Origin of the sequence: Cobetia sp. MMG027 (assembly GCF_027947415.1) — a bacterium.
Taxonomy (GTDB): domain Bacteria; phylum Pseudomonadota; class Gammaproteobacteria; order Pseudomonadales; family Halomonadaceae; genus Cobetia; species Cobetia marina.
This window is the reverse complement of record NZ_JAQJIO010000002.1, coordinates 48168-73345: the sequence shown is the minus strand read 5'-3', so window position 1 is coordinate 73345 and position 25178 is coordinate 48168. Positions and strand designations below refer to the sequence as shown.

19 protein-coding genes and 1 pseudogene are annotated in these 25178 nt (G+C 62.1%); 7 read left to right on the top strand and 13 right to left on the bottom strand.

The features are described from left to right. The first annotated feature begins 17 nt into the window (after nucleotides 1-17). From glk to PJK54_RS02310, 4 genes are all read left to right on the top strand, one after another. On the top strand, nucleotides 18-1034 hold the full coding sequence (gene glk / locus PJK54_RS02325; protein WP_176493476.1) for a glucokinase: 1017 nt from the start codon (nucleotides 18-20) through the stop codon (nucleotides 1032-1034). A 45-nt stretch (nucleotides 1035-1079) separates the two neighbouring features. Beyond that, nucleotides 1080-1949 (top strand): D-hexose-6-phosphate mutarotase, encoded by an 870-nt coding sequence (locus PJK54_RS02320; protein ID WP_271302163.1) that lies wholly within the window; start codon nucleotides 1080-1082, stop codon nucleotides 1947-1949. A 215-nt stretch (nucleotides 1950-2164) separates the two neighbouring features. Then, nucleotides 2165-3847, top strand: a complete 1683-nt coding sequence (gene pgi / locus PJK54_RS02315; RefSeq protein WP_271302162.1) for a glucose-6-phosphate isomerase — start codon at nucleotides 2165-2167, stop codon at nucleotides 3845-3847. Further along, the gene (locus PJK54_RS02310) at nucleotides 3847-4830 is read left to right on the top strand and encodes a carbohydrate kinase family protein (RefSeq protein ID WP_271302161.1); all 984 of its coding nucleotides are present in this window, start codon (nucleotides 3847-3849) and stop codon (nucleotides 4828-4830) included. Before pgi ends, PJK54_RS02310 begins: the two co-directional genes overlap by 1 nt. A 341-nt stretch (nucleotides 4831-5171) precedes the next feature. Here the strand turns inward: PJK54_RS02310 and PJK54_RS02305 are convergent, their stop codons facing one another. The 10 genes from PJK54_RS02305 to PJK54_RS02260 form a co-directional block, all read right to left on the bottom strand. Further along, entirely contained in the window at nucleotides 5172-6242 is a 1071-nt protein-coding gene (locus PJK54_RS02305) for a porin (protein ID WP_271302160.1), read from the bottom strand. 753 nt (nucleotides 6243-6995) lie between these two features. Next, the gene (locus tag PJK54_RS02300; protein ID WP_077375166.1) at nucleotides 6996-8381 is read right to left on the bottom strand and encodes a TRAP transporter large permease; all 1386 of its coding nucleotides are present in this window, start codon (nucleotides 8379-8381) and stop codon (nucleotides 6996-6998) included. Beyond that, entirely contained in the window at nucleotides 8378-8971 is a 594-nt protein-coding gene (locus PJK54_RS02295) for a TRAP transporter small permease (RefSeq protein WP_084209616.1), read from the bottom strand. Before PJK54_RS02295 ends, PJK54_RS02300 begins: the two co-directional genes overlap by 4 nt. Before the next feature lie 97 nt (nucleotides 8972-9068). After that, complete coding sequence (locus PJK54_RS02290; protein WP_077375169.1) at nucleotides 9069-10058, bottom strand: TRAP transporter substrate-binding protein; 990 nt, start codon at nucleotides 10056-10058, stop codon at nucleotides 9069-9071. Nucleotides 10059-10437: 379 nt separating this feature from the next. Beyond that, entirely contained in the window at nucleotides 10438-11253 is an 816-nt protein-coding gene (locus PJK54_RS02285; RefSeq protein WP_271302317.1) for a ProQ/FINO family protein, read from the bottom strand. A 103-nt stretch (nucleotides 11254-11356) separates the two neighbouring features. Then, nucleotides 11357-11908 carry a dihydrofolate reductase gene (locus PJK54_RS02280; protein ID WP_077375174.1) on the bottom strand — a complete coding sequence of 184 codons (552 nt, stop codon included), beginning with the start codon at nucleotides 11906-11908 and terminating at the stop codon, nucleotides 11357-11359. Continuing rightward, complete coding sequence (locus PJK54_RS02275) at nucleotides 11905-12699, bottom strand: thymidylate synthase (RefSeq protein WP_084208021.1); 795 nt, start codon at nucleotides 12697-12699, stop codon at nucleotides 11905-11907. The genes PJK54_RS02280 and PJK54_RS02275 overlap by 4 nt, the downstream gene beginning before the upstream one ends. Nucleotides 12700-12916: 217 nt before the next feature. Continuing rightward, a complete protein-coding gene (gene lgt / locus PJK54_RS02270) occupies nucleotides 12917-13720 on the bottom strand; it encodes a prolipoprotein diacylglyceryl transferase (RefSeq protein ID WP_077375180.1) in 804 nt (267 codons plus the stop codon). Between the two features lie 157 nt (nucleotides 13721-13877). Further along, nucleotides 13878-14660: a sulfite exporter TauE/SafE family protein gene (locus PJK54_RS02265; protein ID WP_077375183.1), complete on the bottom strand. Its 783-nt coding sequence runs from the start codon at nucleotides 14658-14660 to the stop codon at nucleotides 13878-13880. 93 nt (nucleotides 14661-14753) lie between these two features. Next, nucleotides 14754-17639 carry a response regulator gene (locus PJK54_RS02260; RefSeq protein WP_176503159.1) on the bottom strand — a complete coding sequence of 962 codons (2886 nt, stop codon included), beginning with the start codon at nucleotides 17637-17639 and terminating at the stop codon, nucleotides 14754-14756. Between the two features lie 269 nt (nucleotides 17640-17908). On the opposite strand from PJK54_RS02260, the gene PJK54_RS02255 reads away from it, so the two are divergent. Beyond that, nucleotides 17909-18802 carry an NRDE family protein gene (locus PJK54_RS02255; RefSeq protein ID WP_271302159.1) on the top strand — a complete coding sequence of 298 codons (894 nt, stop codon included), beginning with the start codon at nucleotides 17909-17911 and terminating at the stop codon, nucleotides 18800-18802. 91 nt (nucleotides 18803-18893) lie between these two features. On the opposite strand, the gene ptsP is transcribed toward PJK54_RS02255, so the two are convergent. Both ptsP and PJK54_RS02245 read right to left on the bottom strand, forming a co-directional pair. Next, nucleotides 18894-21197, bottom strand: coding sequence for a phosphoenolpyruvate--protein phosphotransferase (gene ptsP / locus PJK54_RS02250; RefSeq protein ID WP_084208018.1), 2304 nt, complete (start codon nucleotides 21195-21197; stop codon nucleotides 18894-18896). Nucleotides 21198-21390: 193 nt separating this feature from the next. Beyond that, nucleotides 21391-21864 (bottom strand): annotated as a pseudogene (locus tag PJK54_RS02245) (RNA pyrophosphohydrolase); the annotation flags it as partial. Nucleotides 21865-22123: 259 nt separating this feature from the next. Here PJK54_RS02245 and PJK54_RS02240 point away from each other — a divergent pair. Next, the gene (locus PJK54_RS02240) at nucleotides 22124-22780 is read left to right on the top strand and encodes an HAD family hydrolase (RefSeq protein WP_176503162.1); all 657 of its coding nucleotides are present in this window, start codon (nucleotides 22124-22126) and stop codon (nucleotides 22778-22780) included. A gap of 254 nt (nucleotides 22781-23034) precedes the next feature. After that, nucleotides 23035-24426: an FAD-dependent oxidoreductase gene (locus tag PJK54_RS02235; protein WP_077375199.1), complete on the top strand. Its 1392-nt coding sequence runs from the start codon at nucleotides 23035-23037 to the stop codon at nucleotides 24424-24426. 189 nt (nucleotides 24427-24615) lie between these two features. Here the strand turns inward: PJK54_RS02235 and rsd are convergent, their stop codons facing one another. Then, complete coding sequence (gene rsd / locus PJK54_RS02230; protein WP_271302158.1) at nucleotides 24616-25110, bottom strand: sigma D regulator; 495 nt, start codon at nucleotides 25108-25110, stop codon at nucleotides 24616-24618. Between the last annotated feature and the right edge of the window lie 68 nt (nucleotides 25111-25178).

Sequence of the window (25178 nt, the reverse complement as noted above, 5' to 3'; positions counted from 1 at the left end):
ACTGAGGACGCCACACGATGACTCGTGAGACACCGAGCCGCTTTGCCTTGGTAGGCGACATTGGTGGCACCAATGCCCGGCTGGCGCTTGTCCAGCCGGGCAGCCACACCCTCCATGACATCCACACGCTGGCCTGCGCCGAGCATTCCGGACTCGTGGAGGCCGTCCAGGCCTACTACCAGAGACTGGGGCTTGCCCCTGACGAACAACCCAAGGAGGCCTGCCTCGCCTTTGCCTGCCCGGTCCATGAGGAGCAGGTCAGCATGACCAACAACCATTGGTCATTCGCCAAGAGCGACGTGCGCGAATCCTTGGGCCTGACACGCTTCAAGTGCCTCAATGACTTCACCGCCATGGCACTGGGCGTGCCGCACATCGAGCCCGATGAGCGACTGCCCATCGGTGAGGAACTCACGGAAGGAGCGGGCAATGATGCCGCCCCCCGTCTGATCATGGGCCCGGGAACAGGGCTGGGTGTCGCGGGTCTGGTACATGGCACCCACAACTGGATTCCGCTGGCCACCGAGGGTGGGCATGTCAGTTTTGCCCCCACCGATGCGCTCGAGGATGCGCTGCTGAAGATCTTCCGGCGCCGGCACGGCAGAGTCTCGGTGGAACGCCTGCTCTGTGGCCAGGGAATGCTCGAGATCTACCGGGCGCTGGGCGAACTGCGCGGCCTGCCGACTCCGCTCGAAAGTGCCGCGGACGTCAGCCAGGCCGCCCATGCCCGCGATGCGCTCGGGCAACCCAAGGACAGCCTGGCTTGCGATGCCGTGCTGCGCTTCATGAAGATTCTGGGAGACGTGGCCGGGGATCTTGCCCTGGCACTCGGCGCACGTGGCGGCGTGTATCTCTGCGGCGGCGTCCTGCCGCGCAACCTTGACCTGCTCAGGCAAAGCGATTTTCGCCGCGCCTTCGCCGACAAGAACCGCATGAGCCGTTACAATGCCGCGATCCCTACCTGGGTGGTGACCGCGCCGTGGACCGGTCTGCTGGGGGCCGCCGAGGCACTGCACAATGAAGAGGTGGCCTGACGCGATGCCGTCGGCCACGCTCCTGAACCGTCGAGGAAGCTCGAGATGATTCCTGAAAGTCTGCGCGCACTGGTGGATGCCACTAGCGGCCAACGTACCTGCGAATGGCAAGGCCGCATGCTCCTGATCCTCAACCGCGCCTGGGGCGAGCTGGTCGTCTGCCACCAGGGCGCCCAGGTGCTGCATTACCAGCCAGCATCCCAGCGCCCCTGGCTGTGGGTCACCGAGACGCCGGCGGCGCTTCCGGGCAGCATTCGTGGCGGCATTCCGCTGTGCTGGCCCTGGTTCGCTGACGAGTATCCTGAGGGCGAGACAGAGCTGCATGGCCCGGCGCGCAAGGCCGAGTGGCGCATCGACGCGGTAGAGGAAGACGAGGAGGAAGGCGTCGAGATCCACGCCTCTCCGCAATCTCCCCTGCACGCGGCACTCTCGCCTCGCGTCGTCATCTTCGCGGGTCGCCACTTCCTGAAGGTGGAGCTGATCACGGAAAATCGCGGCGAGGACCCGGTCAAGATGACCGGCGCCCTGCATACCTACTTTGCCGTGGAAGATGCCTTCCAGTGCCGCGTCACCGGCCTCGCCGGCGCCAGCTATCTGGACAAGCGTCAGGACTTCTCGCGTCTTGATCAGCAAGGCGAGCTGGGCATTCGCGGCCCGCTGGATCGCATCTACCAGTCAAGCCAGGTCCAGGTGCTCGAGGATGGCCAGCGCAGTCTGCGCATTGCAAAGCAAGGCTCCGACTCCACGGTCGTCTGGCACCCGGGCGATGCACCGCCGGCCGATACCAGCGTCGAGAACGCCCGTGGCTTCCTGTGTGTCGAGGCTGCCTGTACCCGCCTTGACCCCGTCTGGCTGCCGCCGGGCGCGCAACATCTGCTGGTACAGCACATCTCCCCTCTCGAACAGGAAGGGTGACACTCACGATCCATACACCACCTGTCAGCCTCCCACTGACAGGTGGCTACCGAGCGGCGATCAGCAGGCAATCATCGGCAAGTGCCTTTCCCATGGCACTGAATCGTGTCATGCCACGCCTGCCAGCGTCATTCGTCAGCTCAAGGCGCGCTGGTCAGCGACGGACTGCAGACTGGCGACACAAGCTATCCACAACCCATACGATGGACACTTCCATGCTGCAATTGACCCGTAGTGTTTCCTGGCAGGCGCTGACCCGGCTAGGCGAGGTAACCCGCAACGACCGTATTCGCGACTACTTTGCCGCGGACCCCAAGCGCTTCGAGAAGATGAGTCTCCGGGTCGGCGGCCTGTTCCTCGACTATTCCAAGCACCACATTTCCGACGAGGTGATGAAGGCACTGATCGAGCTGGCAGACCACTCCGCCCTCGTTCAGCGTCGCTCCCAGATGTTCTCGGGTGACATCATCAACGTGACCGAGAATCGCCCCGTCCTTCACACGGCCCTGCGCAGCCAGTCCAATACGCCGGTCATCGTCGACGGCAAGGACGTGATGCCGGAGATCCACAGCACTCGCGAGCAGATCCGCGCCTTCTGCGAAAGCGTGCGCAGCGGCGAATGGAAAGGCTATGACGGACAACGCATCCGCGATGTCGTCAATATCGGCATCGGAGGCTCCGACCTCGGCCCCAACATGGCCTGCCGCGCCCTGCTCAAGCATCGTCATCCGGAGCTGAACTTCCACTTCGTCTCCAACGTGGATGGCAACCACATCCAGAAGGTGCTCAAGCGCCTCGATCCGGCCACGACCCTGTTCATCGTCTCCACCAAGACCTTCTCCACGCAGGAGACCCTGCTCAATGCGAAGTCAGCACGTCGCTGGTTCCTGGAGCAGGCAGGTCAGGATGCCGACGTCGGCGCCCACTTCGTCGCGGCCTCCACCAACCGCAAGGCGGCCAAGGAATTCGGCATCCGCGAAGAGAACGTCTTCGAATTCTGGGCCTGGGTCGGGGGCCGCTATTCCATGTGGTCATCCATCGGTCTGCCGATCGCCCTCTCCATCGGCTATGACGGCTTCATGGAACTGCTGGAAGGCGCCTATGAGATGGACCAGCACTTCATCGAAGCGCCGCTGGGCGAGAACATGCCGGTCCTGATGGCCCTCATCGGTATCTGGTACATCAACTTCATGGGTGCCGAGACCCAGGCCATCGTGCCCTACGATCAAGCCTTGCATCAGCTGCCCGCCTTCCTGCAGCAGCTCGACATGGAATCGAATGGCAAGTCGGTGGACATCTTCGGGCGTCCTGTCGACTACAAGACCGGCCCGATCGTGTGGGGCGAGACCGGTTCCAACGGTCAGCATGCCTTCTTCCAGCTGCTGCACCAGGGAACTCGCTACGTTCCCATCGACTTCATCGCTTCCCTGAAGCCGGAGCCGGGTACCGAAGAGCACCACTTCGCACTGATCACCAACATGCTGGCCCAGGCCAATGCCTTCATGGAAGGCAGCCAGGACGGCAGCAACCTCGACCCGCATTACAATTGCCCGGGCAACCGTCCCTCGAGCACGCTGCTGCTTGATGAGCTGACACCGCGCAACCTGGGGGCACTGATCGCTCTCTATGAGCACAAGGTCTTCGTGCAGGGCGTGATCTGGAACATCAACTCCTTCGACCAGTGGGGCGTGCAGCTCGGCAAGCGCATCGCAGGCGAGATCAGCGCACGCATCGATACTGACGTCCAGGCCTTCGATCCCTCCACCCAGGGCCTGCTGGCACTGGTACGCGAGCACTTCCCGGCCGCAGGAGACAGCCTGCAGCCAGAGGCAGGCGTGACCAGCACCAAATCAAGCAAGAAGGCCCCGACGGCCACCACCAAGGGAGCAACCTCCTGATGACTCCGGTAATTGCATTCGGCGAAGCGCTCGTCGACATGCTGTCCAACAAGCTCGGCGGCCAGGCCGTCGAGCAGGAAACCTTCACGCCCTACGCTGGTGGTGCGCCCGCCAATGTCGCCGTGGCCTGCGCACGTCTCGGGCTGCCCAGCCACTTCGTGGGCATGCTGGGCCAGGACAGCTTCGGTGACTTCCTGCACGACGAACTGGCCACCCATGGCGTACGCCTGGATCACGTCAAGCGCACCAGCGAGGCACGCACCGCGCTGGCCTTCGTCTCGCGGGACGAGGATGGCGAGCGTCGCTTCGACTTCTATCGTCCGCCGGCAGCTGACCTGCTGTTTCGTCCGGAACATGCAGGCCCGGAGCTGTTCGCTCAACCCGCCATCTTCCATCTGTGCAGCAACAGCCTGACCGACGCCGGTATCGCGGACACCAGCTTCGTGCTGGCGTCTCGCGCACGTGCTGCTGGCTCCCTGGTCAGCGTGGATGCCAATCTGCGTCACAACCTGTGGCCGAATCAGCAGGTCGACGTGTCACTGGTCACTCGCCTGCTGGACAACGCCGATATCCTCAAGCTGTCCCAGGAAGAGGTCGAGGCACTCACTGATGGCCAGCAAGAGTCCGATTGGCTGCAGGCACGCCTGCAGGCCGGCGTCCGCCTGATCGTGCTGACCGACGGCCCGGGCACCATCCGTGCACTGGTGCGCAAGCAGAGCGGCGAGACCAGGACCGTCAGCATCACGCCGCCGGTGGTCAAGGCCATCGATACCACGGCCGGCGGTGATGCCTTCATCGGCGGCTTCCTCTCGGCGCTCAGCGAAGCCGGTGTGGATGCAGCCCTGCTGCGTGACTGGTGCGAGGAAGAGAGCCATCTTCAGTCTGCGCTCGAGCGTGCAGCAGCCTGCGGCGCCTTTGCCGTGACTCGCCCTGGTGCCTATGCCGCGCTACCGACTCGAGAAGACCTCACTGCCATGCAGTGAGCGGACCGAGTGACGTCACTGGCCACCCCAGAGCCAGCGACAATCTTGAGATGCGCACGTAAAAGCCCCGCTGATCATCAGATCAGCGGGGCTTTTGGTTTTCTGAGTTCAAGTTCTTGCCTCATTTTCTGAGTACATGTCTTGAGTACATGTTCTACGTACACATGCCAGATGTCATGACAGCCCTGCGTCTTTTGGCCAAGACCAACCAACAACAAATATGCCTGCGAAGCGCAGCAGAAAGCCACGCAATTTCCGTCTCAAGTCGGCACCTATCAGACGTAAAAAAGCCGGCCCCCAGGGACCGGCTTTCGTTAGCTTGCTAGACGTTTGAGAGCGTCTTAGAAGCCGTAGTAGATGCCGACTGCAGCGCCGTCACCAGCGTCGCCAGCACGATCCAGCTGACGATACTCGACATAGGTGTACATCGCGGAAGAGATGTTGTAAGTCACACCCAGGTTGAATTCGTTGAAGCTGTCGTCTCCATAGCTAGTTGCATAGCCGGAATTATCTTCAGCATCGACGTACTGATAGGCACCGTAGACATCGCCCATGCCGTAGCCATAACGCGCGCCGACACCATAGAAATCGACATCGGTATCATCGCCTTCGCCCGCAAAGCGCTCAGCCTTGACGGCAACACGCAGCGCATCGACGGTGTACTGACCGGTGATACCGTACTGGTCGCCGAGATCTTGACCGTCGGTAGTATTAGCCTCGAACTGATCCAGGTTGTCGTATACAGCCGCAACGGAGAAGCCGCCTACGGTGTATTTGGCACCAGCGAAGAAGGACGCCTGGTTGGAGTTGGAGATGTTGTCAGGAGCGCTGTCACTAGTGTCGCCATCACCCTTGAAGTTGGAACCGACAGCGAACTGCAGGCCGCCCATGACCGGGGACATGTACTGCAGCTTGTCACCTTCACGCAGAGCGACGTCATCACCAACATCTACTCCATCAATTGAGGTTGCAGCAAGTGCAGTGCCTGAGTCGCTCAGATCGAAGAATTCGTTGTTGGTGATCGGATCCTGGATCCAGTCGTCCATCAGCGGATCCCAGGAACCGATACGCGCGTCACCGAAGGAGCCCTTGGCACCGACGTAGGCTTGATCGCCGCCGTCAAGACCACCATTCTTGGCTTCATCAGCGTCGTATTCCCATTCAGCCTTGAAGTAGCCGACGATGTCGTCAGTGATCTTGTGCTCGCCCTTGGCGCCGAAGGTAGAACCGTTGTCGCCGAGGTCGCTGTCTTCAGCACCGCCATACTGATCGACATAAGAGTATGCCAGCTGGACGTTACCGTAGATGTCCAGCTTGGTGCCGTCCTGGTTGTAGACAGTAGCAGCGGAAGCGGAGGTAGCAGCCAGGGCAGCAGCGCCGGCGATGGCAGTAGCCAGAAGTGTCTTTTTCATCGCGATAGTTCCTTAACTAGCGTTAACTGTTCGATCGTGTCTGCCGGTGGCAGTGGCCAAGGTTCCGGACGCTTGATGACGCCTCTAAAACCCTGTGACCTTGTTATTATCCAATGCTCGCAGGGAAACCATATACCGGGCTTTCAGGATGTGCAACAGAAAAAAACACTGTTTTCGATCACTGGTCCTGAACCAATACGCCGGTCAATTGTCTGGCGTGCCAACACTCTAGAGCGGAAGAATGAAGGATTCATGACAACCATGGGTTTTCTCGAGGGTTTTGACGTTCACTGATTTCCCGGCAGTCAGAGCGAAGACACACTTGCCTCAGCCATGACATGCAAGACAAAAGTAGCATGCACTGAGCCGATGAATTCTTTGTCATCTCACGCCATTGGAAGCTCATCATTCCCCTTGCATGCCATCGTGCAAATCTCTGGAATCGAAAGGAAAACGAGCATGGACGCGCCTCGGTGAAAAATGACATGGCAGTCAATTTTCGGTGTCTTCTTCAACGACTCACCGCTTTCCTCCGATGACCTTGACGTGATGAAACCCCGATCACTCGATGGAGTGACCGGGGTAGTCCATGGTGGCCTGATCATGATCAGGCTGAATGCCGCTGGTCAGAGCATCACTGACGGCAGTACCTCACGTCGCGACTCTGGTGAGGGATAGCGCAGGATCGACATGTCGCCTGCACGAAGTTTCCACATTCCTGTCGCCTCAAAACCGCGATGGAGCATGGCGCCATCATTGGCTTAGCCAGTTGGGCAGGAAGAGTGAGATCGACGGGACATAGGTGATCAATACCAGGAACAGCAGCAACAACGACAGCCACGGAAGTGCGGCACGAATGACCCAGGTCATCGGCTTGCCGGTGATACCCGCGGTGACGAACAGGTTGAGCCCCACTGGTGGCGTCAGCATGCCGATCTCCATGTTGACCACCATGATGATGCCGAGATGGATCGGATCGATGCCCAGCTGCGTCGCGATGGGAAACAGGATCGGGGCCATGATCAGCAGGATGGCCGAGGGCTCCATGAAGTTGCCCGCCGCCAGCAGCAGCAGATTCATCACGATCAGGAATCCCCAGGCTGGCAGCCCCCAGCCGATGATGGTCTCGGCGATGGTGTGAGGAATGCGTTCAGTGGTCAGCACATGGGCGAACAGCATCGCATTGGCGATGATGAACAGCAGCATCATCGAGACGCGCGCACCATCCAGCACCACCTTCTTGACCTCCTGGTCCGAGAATGAGCCCACCAGGCCTGCCGGCACCTGCCAGAGAGCACGCAGCCCGGCCCTGCCCCATGCTTCGTTGCCTCTGCGCCATGGCACGTCCTTCAAGGGCCCCATGTCGCGATAGCCCACCACTGCGATGAACCAGGCGTAGACCGTCGCGACCGCCGCCGCCTCGGTGGGGCTGGCCACCCCGCCGTAGATCGAGCCCAGCACGATGAAGATCAACATCAGCCCGCCCATCGCGACCAGCCCCGAGCGAGCCAGCGTCCTGAGACCCGGGAACGGCTGTGAAGGCAGTTTCTTGATTCGGGCAGCGATATAGATGGCCACCATCAGGATGCCGCCCATCAACAGCCCGGGGATCAGGCCCGCCATGAACATCTTGGCCGCCGAGACCTCCGTGGCCGCGGAGTACACCAGCATCACGATGGAGGGAGGAATCAAGATCCCCAGGGTACCGGCATTGGTGATCACCCCGGCCGCGAAGGATTCGCTGTAGCCCTGGCGCACCATGCCCGCGATCACGATGGAGCCAATCGCCGCGACCGTGGCCGGAGAGGACCCCGAGACGGCGGCAAACAGCATGCAGGCCAGTACCGAGGCCATCGCAAGCCCGCCACGGACATGGCCGATGGCATCGGTCGCGAAGGTGATCAGGCGGCGTGCCACGCCTCCCGTCGAAAGGAAGGTGCTGGAAAGAATGAAGAAGGGAATCGCCAGCAAGGTGTAGTGATGCGACAGGGCTTCAAACAGCTTGATGGCGACCGAGCCCAGCGAATCACTCGAAAACAGCAGTATCGTCGTGACACTGGAAAATCCGAGCGCGAAGGCGATCGGCATGCCGAGAAAGATGCCACCGAACAGCAGCGCGAACAGAGTGGCTATGGTCATCGTCTGGGTTCCTGATCACTGTCACGTTTACCACCGGCACCATCGGAGCTGTCACCAATGACCGAGTCAGCCGGCTGCACCAGGTGCATGCTGTCCTCGCCTTCGTCGTGAAAGCCGAAACCGCTGGCATCTCCGCGTATCACCTTCCAGCCCAATACCGCGAAGCGCAGCATCAGCAGCAGCATCGCGATGGGCAGAATCGTCAGGGCATACCACTTGGGTATCGCGATATCCTCGAGTTCGATACCGATCATCTGCATCAAGGACAGATATTCGTAACTGCCGACCAGCAGCATCACGCAGTACGCCATGCAGATGACCAGCGCGGCCAGGGTAGCCACCCGCTGCCAGATCAGTGGCAGCATCTTCACCACGACATCCACACCGATGTGCGCGCCCTGCTTGACGCCCCACGACACGCCGATCAGCACGAACCAGCCCGCCAGATAGAGAGTGGCTTCCTGGGACCAGCTGATACCGGTATTGAAGACGAAACGCAGCACCACCTCGACGAAGACCAGCAATACCATCGCCACCAGCAGCAGCGAGAACAGCGTCTCTTCTGCCTTGTGTAGCCATCCAAGTTTCATGGCAATGTCCTCATGCCCTTCATGGAGACTTGCCCCGCACGAGAGGACGGACATGTCGCGTCTCCCGGCGAGGCAAGTGATTGTCAGCCTGCGCGTCTCAGCGATTGGCATCCTGAGCGGCATCGATGATGTCCTGACCGATATCATCGGCGAATTCGCCCCACACCGGTTTCATCGCATCCACCCACTGCTGGCGCTGCGCATCGTCCAGCGTGATGATCTCGCTCTGACCGGAGTCGATGATGGCCTGCTTGGCCTCGAGATTCTTGGCCTGGGACAGCTCATTGCCATAGGCGATGGCTTCATCCAGCGCTGACTTGACCTCGCCACGCACCTCCTCCGGAAGCCCATTCCAGAAGCGTGCCGAGGACACCACCATGTAATCCAGCACGCCGTGATTGGATTCGGTGATGTAAGGCTGCACTTCAAAGAACTTCTGGGAATAGATATTGGAGTAGGTATTTTCCTGACCGTCGATGGCCTTGGTCTGCAGCAGGATGAAGACTTCGGAGAACGGCTTCTTCAGCGAGACGGCATCCAGCGCATCGAACTGCGCCTCGAGCACGTCAGAGGTCATGATGCGGAATTTCTTGCCATCCGCATCATCAGGCACCGTAAGCGGTGAGGACGCGGAGAGCTGCTTCATGCCGTTGTGCAGATACCCGAGTCCGACCAGTCCCTTGGGCTCCAGCGCCGTCAGCAAGGATTGGCCTGTCTCGCTGCTCTGGAAACGCTCCACCGCTTCCATGTCCTTGAACAGGAACGGCAGATCGAAGACCTGCAGCTGATCCGTGTATTTCTGGAACTTGGAGAGTGACGGAGCCGCCAGCTGGACATCGCCCAGCAGCATGGCTTCCAGCACCTTGTCATCCCCATAGAGCTGGGAGCTGGGATAGAGCTCAACGGCTACCTGATCCCCCAGTCGCTCTGCGACCAGCTCCTGGAACTTCTTGCCCATCTGCCCCTTGGGGGTGTTTTCCGCGACGACGTGAGAGAACTTGATGGTGATGGGGTCGGCCATGACAGCGGTCGAGGCCATCAGAATGGCGGCACTCAGGGCTGTCAGGGCAGGCTTGAAAAGGCGCATGGCAGTTCCTCTCGGAATCTTGGTTGTTATTGGGGTTTGGTCATCTGTTGATCATCCCGCCTGGCGTGTGCTGCATCACGACACTCGGCATGAGCGCGAGTCGCAACGCCAGACATGAGCGCGAGCAGGGACACCTGGGTATAGCGAGTACCGCGCCATGAGCAGCACATTCCCAGTTTTTTCGATTGAATTCAGATACCTGTGGCGAAAACCCTTCTTCGCGACATGAGTGGGCTTGCCGACAACGCCGGCCCGATGTGCGGATTTCCACCCACCAACGACAGAGCCCCTGTGCGGCAATCCGCACAGGGGCTCTGAACACTGACGATCGAGGTGACATGTGCGGGCTGGCCATGGGGCCTGCCTGCACGACACGTCGCTAGCGGTGCTTGGTCATCAATTCACTCAGCTTGTGGCTGATGCGCTGGCTGGCAGCCTGCTCCTCACGCTCCTTCTGCTGACGAGTCAGCTCCGCGAGCTGCTGACGTGCATGCAATGCCTCGTCTTCCGTGACGGCACCCACGGACTGACCTTCAAGATCGACCCGCTGCGTGCCGGCACGAACGGCCTTCAGGTATCGAGGCAAGTGGACGTAGCCCGCCAGAGCGCGGCGCACGAGCTTCTCGTCCCAGGGCTCGTTCTCCAGCAACTCGACATGGATGCCGATCTTCAAGGGGCGGGTGTGGCCCTTGAAGAAGGTATCCGGATAGCGCTTGTACCATTGCTTGAGCAGCGCCTGGGGCGACGGCGGCGTTGCCTGGTCCGGTGTCTCGTCAGAGCCAGCGGATTCGACTGGCGCGTCGTCAGGCATTGCTGGCGACGGTGCAGACTCGGCGTCAGCGGTCTCACCCGAGGCAACACCGGGTGACTCGCTCGCGGAGGCCAGCTGCTCCGCGGCAGCTTCCACCTGCGCAGCACTGGGGCGCGCATCCTCCACCGGCTGTGACGCGGGGGACTGTGCGCTGCGTTCGCGCAACTCGCGCAGCTCGGCATCACGCGCCATCAAGGCCTCGCTCAGCCCGGTCAGCTGCGCCTGCTGCTCCTGCATCTGCTGGCGCAGCGCGGCCAGCGTCTCGCGTAGCTGGGCATTTTCCGATTCCAGCGCCAGACGAGCCTGACGCTCTCCGTCACGCTGCTGTCGCTGGGTGTCGGCTTCATGTTCAAGCGCAGAGTACAGCGCTTCGAGGCGATCCATCGTCAAGGCCTGAGCCTCCCTTGCACGCTATGGGCAGTTCCGTTTGGCACCAGTCTGTGTCAGTACCTGCTGACTGTAAAGTTCCCGCTGGCAGGCGCAAGCGCTAGTCGTCCCTGCGCTCATAGCGCACGAAGTCATAGGCAGGCAGGCCTTCACCACTTTCTCCCGGCACACGCTGAGCTTCTTCCCAGTCAGCACCAAGCTCCGGGAAGTGCGCATCGCCTTCGATCTCGACCGCTACCTCGGTCAGGTACAGACGCGTGGCGACGGGCAGTGCCTGTGCATAGATCAGTCCACCCCCGATCACCATGATCTCGTCCACACCCTCGATCATCGCATGGTGATCCGCCATGTTGAGCGCCGCCGCCAGATCGTGACAGACCCGAACGCCATCGTGGTGGAACTCGCTGTCACGCGTGACGATGATATTGAGTCGATTGGGCAGCGGCTTGCCGATGGAGGCAAAGGTCTTGCGCCCCATGATCACCGGCTTGCCCTGGGTCGCATGCTTGAAGAACTTCAGGTCTTCCGGCAGGTACCAGGGCAGATTGTTGTCGACACCGATCACGCGATTGACCGACATGGCGGCGATCATCGCCACCGGGACCACGGTCTCGGCGGCGGCACTCAGCGGAGAAAATTCCTTGTCACTCATACGGCCACCTGCGCCTTGATATGCGGATGGGATTCATAGCCTTCGATGGCGATGTCATCGAAGGTGAAGTCGAACAGATCCGTCACGTCCGGATTCAGCTTGAGCGTCGGCAGGGCCAGCGGCTCGCGCGTCAGCTGCTCACGCGCCTGCTCCAGATGATTGCTGTAGAGGTGGGCATCGCCGAGGGTATGAATGAACTCCCCCGGCTTGAGGCCACAGACCTGAGCGATCATCTGGGTCAACAGCGCATAGCTGGCGATGTTGAACGGCACGCCGAGGAAGATGTCGGCGCTGCGCTGATAGAGCTGGCAGGACAGCCGACCATCGGCGACATAGAACTGGAACAGGGCATGACACGGCGGCAGGGCCATCTCATCCACCAGCGCCGGATTCCAGGCCGAGACCATCAGACGGCGCGAGTCCGGGTTGGTCTTGATCTGCTCGATCAGATGCGTGATCTGATCCACACTGCCGCCTTTCGGATTCGGCCAGCTGCGCCACTGATAACCGTAGACCGGCCCGAGATCGCCATTCTCATCGGCCCACTCATCCCAGATACGCACGCCATTTTCCTTGAGGTAGGCGATGTTGGTGTCGCCTTTCAAGAACCACAGCAGCTCGTGGATGATCGAGCGCAGGTGCAGTTTCTTGGTGGTGACCAGCGGAAAGCCTTCGGCCAGATCGAAACGCATCTGGTGACCGAAGACACTCAAGGTACCGGTACCGGTGCGGTCGCCCTTTTGCGTGCCGTTTTCCAGCACGTGGCGCATCAGATCGAGATAGGGTTGCATGGGCAGCGGGTCCGTACGGCGGATCAGAGGCTGGCTCGGCGAGCGGATCCGGGGGATCGGCCCTGCACCAGCCTCTTCATGAATTCGAATCGTTCACTTGACGATATTTTACGCTGCCAGATACGCAAGAACGCGGCCCGATGGCCGCGTTCTTGCGTATCTGGCAGGGGGCCAGTTTACACCGATTGCCCCCTGTAATCACACCTGCATTCCCACCTCAGGATGCGCGAGGCAGCGGCGGCTGCGCCACGTCCTGACCACGCGACCAAGCCATCAGCAGCAACCCGAACAGCACCATCGGCAGCGACAGCAGCTGACCCATGGTCAACCAGTCGAAGGCGATGAAGCCGAGCTGGGAATCCGGTTGGCGGAAGAACTCGGTGATGAAACGGAAACTGCCGTAGCAGAGCAGGAACAGACCGGAGATCAACCCCTTCTGGCGCGGCTCTCGCGAGGCGAACCACAGGATCGCGAACAACGCGACGCCTTCCAGCGCGAATTGATAGAGCTGAGAAGGATGGCGTGGCTCCGGCCCGTAGAGCGGATAGACCATGCCCCATGAGACATCGGTAATACGCCCCGGCAGCTCCTGGTTGATGAAGTTGCCCAGGCGCCCTGCACCGAGGCCGATCGGAACCATCGGCGCGATGAAGTCGGTCAGCTGGAAGAAGGTCAGCTGGTGACGACGCGCGAACACCAGCATGGCGATCAACACACCCAGCAGGCCGCCATGGAAGCTCATGCCCCCATCCCAGACCTTGAAGATCCACACCGGGTCCGCCAGCAACTTGTCGAAGCCGTAGAAGAGCGCATACCCCAGGCGCCCACCCAGCACCACGCCCAACGCACCGAAGAAGATCAGGTCTCCCACGGCATCCTGACTCAGGCCGACCCGTCCGCGCCGGGCACGCGCCAGCCCCCAGGCCGCCGCGAAGCCGATCACGTACATCAATCCATACCAGTGAATCTTGAAAGGCCCCAATGCCAACGCCACGGGGTCGATCTGAGGATATTGCAACATGAGAAAACCTTGAATGAATAAGTCGGCACGACTGACGCCAGTCGCAAGTCTTTCGCCATCAATCCGATGCGCTACCGGTCAGGTGACGAAGGGTAACAGCTCGCGCATGAACGCCACCTAGCAGCCCTTCCCCGCAAAGCGGACATGCCGAGATGTCTCACGAGACGAGAAAGCGCAGCCCCACGATCACGAGAATCAACGCGAACAACCGCTTGAGCAACAGCGCCGGCAACGCATGGGCCAGCCGTGCGCCCACTCGCGCGAAGGGCACCGACACCAGCACGATGCCGAGCCAGGCAACCCAATGCACATAGCCGATGGCATGCTCCGGCAAGCCCGGGGCATGCCAGCCCACCGCGATATTGGTCAGCGCTGCCACCAAGGCGATGGGAAACCCGGCCGCGGCCGCCGTCCCGACCGCCTCGGTCATGCGCGCCTGCCAGCTGGTCAACATCGGCACCATCACCGTCCCTCCTCCGATCCCGAAGAGCGCGGATACCACCCCGACGGTGCCACCGCCAAGAAACTGCCCGGCACGCCCTGGCGCCTGCGCCAGCTGACCCACCTTGAGATCCAGTCCCATCTTGACGGCGACCAGCAGCACGAAGCCACCGAACAGCAGCTTGAGCATCTCGCTGCTCAGTCCGCCCGCCAGCACCACCCCCAGCGCGGTTCCCACCACCAGTCCGGGCAGCAGGCGCTTGAGCCAGTCCAGACGCACGGCGCCACGCTCATGATGCGCACGCGCCGATGACAGCGAGGTCACCACGATGGTCGCCAGTGAGGTACCTATCGCCAGATGCATCAAGACATCAGTGGCGACACCTTGCAGCGCAAAGGCTGCCGCCAGCACCGGCACGATGACCAGCCCGCCACCGATACCGAACAGGCCGGCGATCAGACCCGCCACGGCCCCCAACACGGGATACCACCACCACATGCCCCACTCCTTGCACCTGTCTTCATCGAGAACCTCTGTCAAAGGGCCGGGTTGAGGCCATGAACCGATGGCTCATCGCTCACCCTTGCCAACTCAGACCCCATCACCCGTCACGCCACCTTCTGCTCCCGGTGCCTTCATCGTGGCCCGAGGCAGCCATTTGCGAACCTTGTCGATCAACGCCTGAGGACGATAGGGCTTGCCAAGATAATCATCCAGACCTGCCGCGAAGAAACGCTCGCGGTCCGCCTCGCTGGCATTGGCCGTCAGGGCAATGATCACGCTACGCCTGTCACTGCCGGCCCCGGCCTCCTGTTCGCGCCAATTCCGGGTAACGCTGACGCCATCCATGCCGGGCATGAAGATATCCATGAACACCAGGTCGTAGAAATGGCGCTCGCGCGCGGCCAGCGCATCTTCTCCACTGCTCGCCGTATCCACCACCAACCCCTGGCGGCCGAGCACCGTGCGCGCCAGCATGGCGTTCACCGGACCATCATCGACGACCAGAATGCGAGTTTCGACAGGATTGTCCGGCCAGGACAACGGCACCAGGATCTCCAGCACCTCCTCCCCTTGCGTCTCATGCTGTCGGTAGCGCCCGCCGAGCTCCTCCACCAGACGACGAGCCATCAACAGCGAGGAAGGGGCATTGCGCCCGACATCGAGGCCACAGTGATCGTGAAGCTCAAGCCTCAGCCAGCATTGACCCCCTGTCTCCGTGTCCCTCAGGCCAGCTCCCGTCGGGCCACCGGCCAGCGACGACGCACCCTCGGCGTCCACCACCTCGACGAACACGCGATGCCGACCCGCGCTGGCGCGTCGACAACCATCTTCCGACAGATGCTCGAAGAGCTGCGCCAGACGCCGTACATCGCCACGCAGCAATGCAGGCAGCGCGCCCAGCTGCCACTCGAAGGGCAGTCCCACGTCGTGGTAGCGCTGCTGCATGTCATTGAGCAGCGCTCCCAGCGCCTCGGCCGGCGTGAACAGATTCTCCTCCAGCGGCGTGCGCACGACATCGTCGCGCTCCGTCAGCACATTCAGCAGCTGTGCCACGCTATCGAGACGCCCCTGCAGCAGGCTCAGCTCGGCATCCTCCAGATGACGCTCGCGACGCAACTGCCCCAGCTTGCGCACCAATCCCTGCAAGGGAGGCGTCAACTCGGCGTGCAGCATGTCCAGGTAGTCACTCTTGAGGCGGGCTTCCTCGCGCGCCCTGTCGCGTGCGACCAGCAACTGCTGGCTGGCCTGATCATGTTCTGATTCATCAATCATCACGCCCAGCACCTGAGCGGGGTCGTTGTTGAAACGGCACAGCTCGAGACGCATGCGCCGCATGCGGCCCTCGGCATCATGGACGCGCAATTCTCGACTGTTGGGTACGCTCGGGTTGGGCTCCAGCATCAGCAGACTCCCGACCGAGCGCCCCAGCGCTTCATGTAGCACCAGCCCGAACAGCTTCTCGAAGGCAGGATTGGCCATCGCCAGCAGGCCATGACGCATCACGAAGGCAGGCAGTGGCAAGGCATCCAGTTCGTGGCCACGACCACGGCGCAGCAATGCCACGGCAGCACGGTGACGGCGCAGAATCTCGTCGGCCGGATACGCCTGATGGGCCGAGACGGGATACTCCTCCATGACCTGCCCCTGCTCGAGCCGCACGCTCTGGCGTGCCAACCATTCCAGTGGCTGCCCCAGGCGCTGATCAAGGCGACGCAGGCGCCATTGCAGAATCAGCATGCTCACCGCGAAGACCAGCAGCAAGGCACCGGCGCTGCCCAGCAGCAATGACAGCAATGGCATCTCGCCCGGCACGTCAAGATCGCGCCGCGCCACCAGTCGCCAGCCATTGACGGGCAAGGTGTCCCAGACGACGGCACGCGCCGCAGGTCCTGGCAGCAAGGTAGCGCCACGCAGACCGCCGTCCACCGCCTGGGCCACGTCATCGGGCAGGCGTCGCGGCCGAGGGTCACGCGTATTGCTGCTGGCCGCCCACACTTCCAGGTCCTGACCGATCAGCCAATAGGGAGCCGTGCGGCCCTGACCGGGCAGCAGCAAGCGAGATTCCATCTGGGGGACCGCGAGATCCAGCCCGACATGGACCTTCTGTCCCGCGTTGAGTTCCACCTCGACCAGCGCGGTGATCTGAGGCAGGCCCGCCGGACCGGGATGTGGCGGCAGCCAGACGACCCGCGGCGCGCCGTTGTCAGAGCTGCTGGCCAGCTGGCGCTGAGTGGCAGGTGTGACATCGGTGTAGGGAAGGAGCCTGGTGCCCGGTGAGAAGGCATCCAGAACGTTGAACCAGGGGTAGAGCATGATCATGCTGTTGTCGAGACTGACGAACAGTCGCGAGATCAATGGGTCCGTGGAATACAGATCCGACAACAGCCATTGCATCCGGATCAGGCGTCGCGCCACGTCGTGATCCTGCTCATCCAATGCGCGGTGAAACTCTCCGTACAAGGCAGCGCCGCCACGCGTGATCGGCCGGAACAGCTGACCTTCCTCGGTCAACACCAGCTCATTCAATGACGAATCCGCCTCGCCCCCGGCATGGTCGAGATGGCGACGCGTGTAGCGCGCCAGAATCTGCAGACGACGCTGCTGCGCCTCGAAGCGCTCATTCACCAAGGCAGTGGCCAGCGAATGCTGCTGGCGAAGCTCGCCCAGGGCGCTGTCCACGAGCTTGTGCCGCTCGCTGTCCCAGGTGACCCAGGCCCCGACCAGACAGCTGAGCGCCACTGCCAGCTCGGCGAGCAGCAGCGGGCCCACCGTCAGACGACTCATGCGCCGCCATACCGATTCCAGTCCACTGGGGCTGCTCTCACTGCGGTTCCCCGCACTGCCGCCATCCTCGAGACGAGTGGCGTCGCCGGTGACGCCGGACGCTCCCGTCGGGGGAGCCTCCGCTTGGGAAGATTCAGCCTCGGGCGAGCGTGACGCTGGCTCGACAGGGGGAGGACGGCGCGAGAACATGGTCTGGGAGCATCCTGTAGATGGACCTGACAGCAAAAACCATCGGGCATGGGTGCAGCGATTCGTGACGTGGCGTGACATTGCCGCAGCAGTACGATCGGGTCGCATCGAGCCATGCAGCCCGTAGCCTGACGTCACGGCAGATCGTCGGCCCGTTCGCCACAAGACTGCAGCATACGCAAGCCACTGACGGGCGTCATGTTCCCGGCGCGACACCTGTCACATCCTGCTCCCCGGGAACCTCGCCCACCCTCACTCGGAGTCTCGCCATGTGCCTGATGGCATTCGATTGGCAGCCAGATGCCACGACAGGTCACTGCCTCACGCTGCTGGGCAACCGCGACGAGTTTCATGCCCGTGCGACCACTGGCCTGTGCCGCTGGCCGGATACCGCCCTGTGTGGTGGTCGTGATCTGGTGGCAGGAGGGGGATGGCTGGTCATGCACCGGGCCGGCGCCCTGGCGACGCTGACCAATGTCCGCCAGCTGGACCGCCCCTCCCATGCAGCCACCATCAGTCGCGGTCAGCTGGTCACGGCCGCCGTGCGACAGGCGGTGGCCAATGCCTCCACCCTGTCGCTTGGGGACTGGCTGGAGGCCCTGAGCGCTGGCGAGACCGTCATGGCAAGGCTCGCGGCGGACTCTCCCGAGCACTGCGAACCCCTGAGCTTGAGCGCACTTGACTGGTGCAATTTGCTGGTCTGCGATGGCCGGACTCTCTGGCGACTCCATCATGGGCCTGACGGCAGCCAGCTGATCCGACTCCCCCCTGGGCTGCATAGCCTGTCCAATGGTCACCCGGACAATGAATGGCCAAAGCAGCGGCGACTCAGACAGCGCCTTGTCGCGCTGAAGGCGTCTGCGGTCATGCACGATGACGATGCCTGTCTGGGTATCCTGCAGGATGGCTGGCGGCCGCCGACGGCACAGTTGCCGGCCACCGGCCTGGCACTTGAGCGGGAAGCCCTGCTGTCCAGTCCCTTCATCACCAGCCCCGAGTACGGCACCCGCGCGGCCACCCTGGTGCGCTGGCAGCGAGATGACAAGCGGGCCTCACTGACACTGCATGAGCGCCGCTTTTCACCACAAGGCCAGTGCGTCGCTCATCGCAAGGCCGTGTCGCACCTCCAGGAGGAAGCGACACGGGGATGGCATCTGAGCTGACGATTGCCTGCAGGGGACGTCTTGAAGGAAGGCCAGCGAGAGGACGCCACCCGAGGCAGGAGCGCAGGTCTGCGGTCCTGCCTGCAAGTCGCTAACGAGAGACTGCCGCCTGGACCGCACTGGCATCCGGCGTGTGGTCACGCGGTGGCAACAGATGCGCCAGCTCCCATGCCTGCATGCGCTCCAGCAGCAGGCCATGCACCTGATTGGCCGTCGGCTGACACAGGACCTCGCTGACCAGCCCTTGGGCTGCCGCCAACGACACGCGGCGAATGGCGGCACGGACACGTGGCAGGCTGGGCGCATTCATCGACAGACCATCAAAGCCCATTCCCAGCAGCAGCAAGGCGCCGGCAGGGTCACCGGCCAGCTCACCGCAGACGCTCACCGGCATGCCCAGCGCTTTCGATTCTTCCGCCAGGCGCGCCAGCGCGCGCAATACCGCCGGGTGACACGCATCATAGAGACTCGCCACTCGTGGGTTATTGCGGTCCACCGCCAGCAGGTACTGGGTGAGGTCGTTGGACCCCACCGAGAAGAAGTCGACCCGGGTCGCGAGCGCTTCCAGCTGATAGAGGGCCGCCGGCACCTCGATCATCACGCCGACGCTGGGCCGTGAGACGTTGACACCGTCTTCCGCCAGCTCGATCAAGGCACGATTGACCAGCGCCAGCGCGGCATCCACCTCCTCGATCCCCGAGACCATCGGCAACATGATACGCAGATTGTCCAGGCCCTCGGCGGCGCGCAGCATGGCACGCAGCTGCACCATCAGGACTTCCGGGTGATCCAGTGTCACGCGTATGCCGCGCCAGCCAAGGAAGGGGTTGGCCTCCTTGATGGGGAAATAGGGAAGATCCTTGTCGCCCCCGATATCCAGCGTACGCATGGTGACAGGCAGAGGGGCAAAACCGGCCAGCTGCTCACGGTAGAGTCGTGCCTGCTCCTGCTCGCTGGGGAAGCGATCATTCATCATGAAGGGCACTTCCGTGCGGTAGAGCCCCACGCCGCCAACCCGGGTCTTGAGCGAGGCCACGGCATCCAGCGCCAGGCCGGTATTGACCATCAATGGCATCACATGGCCATCAGGCGTCACGCTCGGCAGATCCTGCTCCTGCTCCAGCAGCACGCTCAGCGCCTGCTCCTCGGCGATCAGCCGCGAATAATGCACGCTGAGCTCATGCTCCGGACGCACCACAAGGCGACCGCGATGGCCATCGAGGATCACCGGCGCGCCACCCAGGCGTGACAGCGGCAGGTCCACCATCCCGAGCACGGTCGGAATTCCCATGGCCCGCGCCAGGATGGCGACGTGGGAGGTGCTGGACCCGCTGACCGCCACCAGCCCCTTGAGCCGCTCCCGCGGTACCTCGCCCAGTGTCGCCGGGCTGATCTCATGGCCGATCAGGATGGTGTTCTCGGGGTACTCGATCGGGCCGCTGTCGCCCTCCTCCTGCAGATGCGCGAGCACCCGCCGGCCAAGATCGCGGATATCCGCGGCGCGCTCACGCAGATAGTCATCATCCACGCGCTCGAGATACTGAACATGCCGGCGCACGATATCGGCCAGTGCCGCAGGCGCCCACTGCCCTTCCCGGATACGCTTCTCGACCTCCTGACCCAGCGCCGCGTCGCCCAGCATCTGCTGGTAGACCTCGAACAGCGCATGCTCCTGAGTGGAGATACGACTGGCCAGACGCTCTGCCGCGACACGGATTTCCTCGCGCACGGCGTTGATCGCCTCCTTCAGGCGAGCGATCTCGAAGTCGATGTCGGTGGGAATGAGGTCCGGCACCGAGTCCAGATCCGCCGGCGGAGAGAGCACGAAGGCCTTGCCGATGACGACACCGGGAGACCCGGCGACTCCCTTGAAGGTCGCCTGGCCGCTGGTACCGGCCAGCTTGCCCAGTGCCCCGGTCGCCAACGCATGCGCCAGCACACCTGCCAGCTGCGCGCCCAGCGTGACAAGAAAGGCTTCTTCGCCCTCATCGAAACGACGCTTCTCGTGCTGCTGGATGACCAGTACGCCGAGCACGCGGCGCTGATGGATGATGGGGACGCCCAGGAAGCTGGAGAAGCGCTCCTCGCCGGTTTCCTCGAAATACCGGAACTGGGGATGCGCCGGGGCATCCTCGAGGTTGAGCGGCTCCTCTCTGAGCGCCACCATGCCCACCAGCCCTTCACCGCGCGCCATGCTGACCTGTCCCACGGAAGACGAGCGCAGGCCAATGGTGTCCTTGAGCACGAATCGGTCCGTCTCGGGCGCCAGAAGGTAGACGGAACAGACATCCGTCTTCATGGCCTTGCGAATGCGCAACACCATCGTCGCCAGCGCCGCGTCGAGTGAACGCGCGCCATTGACCTCCTGAACGATACGCCGCAATACCTCAAGCATGGTGTACCTCGAGCATGACGCGCCTCACGAGGAAACAGGGTTCCTGGCCCGGACGCGCACGTTGCAGATGATGAGCCCGACCTCAATCGGGGATGTGGCGATCATTTCCCGTCGGCCTGATGGCGACCTTGTCCTCGCTGCAGGGCATGTTGCCTTGCACCGCAGAGAGCGGCAGATTGCCCTGCGAATCCACCAGTCGTTGCAGACGCGGTGCCAGTTCGCGCAACGCGCGCCGGTAGACCTCGCGCTTGAAGGCCACGACCTGACCCAGCGGATACCAGTAACTGACCCACCGCCAACCATCGAACTCCGGCTTGGGCGTGGAATCCACACTCACGCGGTTGTCCTGACAGCGGATCTGCAACAGGAACCACTTCTGTTTCTGACCGATGCAGATCGGTCGGGAGTGCGTTCTCACCATGCGTCTGGGCAACCGGTAGCGCAGCCATCCTCGGGTACAGGCCAGTATCTCGACGTCCTCGGCCTTGAGGCCGATCTCTTCCTCGAGTTCACGATACAACGCCTGTTGCGGTGTCTCGTTTGGCTTGATGCCCCCTTGCGGAAACTGCCACGCATTCTGTCCTACCCGGCGCGCCCAGAGCAGCTGGCCCTCACAGTTGGCAATGATGATGCCAACGTTGGGGCGAAAGCCGTCAGCGTCGATCACGGATGTCACCTTTGATTCGTTAATTGAAACCATTCTTCCACAAAGGCTGAAAGCGCTTCAATACGCGGTTTGGCGGTGTGAAAGGCCAGGCACGTCTGCAATAATCGACCCCTTCACCGTATTGCACTGCAACACCGCCTTCGGAAATCCTCCGTTGGCCCCCGTACACCCGCGCAAACACTGGGCCGGCGACCTTGCCGCGCCCCTCTGTCTGCGTCCGTCGCCCACGCCAACGGCTGGGCTGAGCAAGGAGTTCTCCGTGAGTCTGGCCATCTTTGATCTCGACAATACCCTGATCGCCGGGGACAGCGATCACGCCTGGGGCGAGTTCCTGGTTGAACAAGGCGCTGTCGACGCTGACACCTACCGTGAAGCCAACGAGCGCTATTTCCAGCTCTATCAGAGTGGCGAACTGGACATTCACGAGTACCTGGCCTTCTCACTCAAGCCGCTGGCCGAGAACAGTCCGGAACAACTCGCCGCCTGGCACCAGCAGTTCATGGCCGCCAAGATCGAGCCCATCATTCTGGCACGGGCAGAAGAGCTGCTGGCGCGTCACCGTGCACGCGGCGATACGCTGCTGATCATCACCGCCACCAACCGCTTCATCACTGCCCCCATCGCCGAGCGTCTTGGCGTGGATGACCTGATCGCCATCGAGCCCGAGATCATCGACGGGCGCTACACCGGCCGCGTCGACGGAATTCCCAGCTTCCAGGGCGGCAAGGTCACTCGCCTCGAAGCCTGGCTTGCCGAGCGTGATCACACCCTGGATGGCAGCACCTTCTATAGTGACTCCATCAATGATCTTCCGCTGCTCGAGCGTGTCGATACTGCCATTGCAGTGGACCCGGATGAGCAACTGTTGGCGACCGCCCAGCAGCGCGGATGGCGCATCATCTCACTGCGCGACTGACAAGCCATTGATTTTAAAACAAATAATCGACCTATAAGGGAATGCAGCTTCATCTATAAGGTTTTCATGTGGCTACAGGCATTCACCATAAAGTCGACCTTATTTGCTGAATCATTTCGCGTCCGATGTGTCTATAATGTGTGTCCATCGAACCGTCGAGCCTGACGAGGCATGCCCCGTCACGGCAGGACGGCCCCCGGTAGCCCGGTCGGGTGCCGGGGGATGTCCCTCACCAACTCTGAGCGTGAGCAGCCATGTCCTCAACGACATACGATGTCCTGATTGTGGGTGGCGGCGTGTCCGGCACCGCCCTTCTCTATGAACTCGCCCGCTACACCGACCTCTCGTCGGTCGGCCTGGTGGAAAAATACGACCATGTCGCGATCGTCAACTCGCACGGTCGCAACAACTCCCAGACCATCCACTGCGGCGACATCGAGACCAACTACACGGTCGAGAAGGCGCGCGTGACCAAGCGCACCGCAGGCATGGTGGTCAACTTCGCCACCAAGCTCAGCGAGAGTGAGCGCGATCACATCGTCTACAAGTACCCGAAGATGGTACTGGCGGTCGGTGCCAAGGAATGCCAGTTCCTGCGCAAGCGCTTCGAGACCTTCAAGCCACTGTTCCCGAATCTGAAGCTGCTCGAGCGTGATGACATCGCCGAGCTTGAGCCGAAGGTCGTGGAAGGTCGCCGTCCGGACGAGGAAATCGTCGCGCTGGGTTCCACCGACGAATACACCGCCGTCAACTACACCACCCTGTCGGAGGCCTTCGTCAGCGAAGGCGAGAAGGCAGCGGCCGAGAAAGGCATGAACTTCGACGTTCGCCTCTCGACCGCCGTGGAAGACATCCGCAAGGAAGGTGACGTCTACAAGGTCAAGACCGACAAGGGCGAGCTCAGCGCACGCTATGTCGTGGTCAGCGCCGGTGGTCACTCCCTGCTGTTCGCCCACAAGATGGGCTACGGACTGGACAAGTCCTGCCTGCCGATGGCTGGCTCCTTCTACTTCACGCCGAAGGTGCTCAACGGCAAGGTCTACACCATCCAGAACGAGAACCTGCCGTTCGCCGCCGTCCACGGCGACCCGGACGTGCTGGTGGAAGGCAAGACCCGCTTCGGGCCGACCGCTCTGATGCTGCCGCTGCTGGAGCGCTACAACGGCAAGACCTTCTGGGAGTTCCTCAAGGTACTGCGCATGGACCGCAACGTCGTCAAGGCCCTGTGGGACCTGATGAAGGTGCGTGACATCCGCAACTACATCTTCAAGAACTTCATGTTCGAGGTGCCGGTACTGCGTGAGCGCCTGTTCCACGGCGACATCAAGAAGATCGTCCCGAGCCTGGACGTCAAGGATGTCAGCTTCGCCAAGGGCTTCGGCGGCGTGCGCCCGCAGCTGATCGACAAGAGCAAGCAGAAGCTCGTGATGGGCGAAGCCAAGATCAATCCGGGCACCGGCATCGTCTTCAACATGACGCCGTCACCGGGTGGCACCAGCTGTCTGGGCAACGCCGAGAAGGACATGTATCTCGCTCAGGAATTCCTTGGTTTCAACATCGACAAGGATGCCTTCGAGCGTGACCTGCTCACCGGCGAGATCGAGCTGACCGAACTCGAACGCCCGGAAGCCTCTTCCCTGATGTGATGCGCCGCGCGGCGCCAACCGCCGCGCAGGTGAGCTGAAGGAAGTCGAGCCGAACGAAAAGCCCCCGCCAGCATCTGCTGACGGGGGCTTTTTCGTGTTGCCACTGACGGCGGCTGGCACTCAGCACTCAGTACTCAGTACTCAGTACTCAGTACTCAGGCGGACAGCATGTCTGCCTGAGTCATTCGCTCATGCCACGGGTTGCCGCGAGTGAGCCAGTGGCTCGTGTACCGCATGCAGGCGCTGAATCAGTTGATCTTCCAGCGCGAAGCGCACCGTCAGCCCCTCCTGAAGACGGGCCAGCCACTCGGGCAGGCGTGTGCGGTAGTGCTGGCAGCGGGTCGGACTCGAGAAGTCTTCATCGAAGGACAGTACCAGCTCCGTCGAGGGCTCCAGACGCAGCATCAACTTCTCCGCAGCGGCCAGAGCCTGGGTATCCTCGAAGACACGCCCCTCTTCCTTGAGCTGAGGATAGACTTCGAAATGGCCCGCCGAGATGTAATCCATCAACAGCTCGATGAAGCGATTGACGCGTGTCATGTCGAGCTGCTCAAGATCATTGACGCAGGCCTCGTGCAGATCCATGAAGCAGACCAGCATCTCGCGTCGCTGATCCAGCCAGCGATCAACCAACTGATGAACGCCACGAAAGCGTTCCGCCGCAGTGGTGCATTCCTCCAGCATGGGCGCCTCCTCTGGCATGACCCGAACGGTGGGGCTGACATCAGGTGCTCACCCCGCTGCCAACCCAC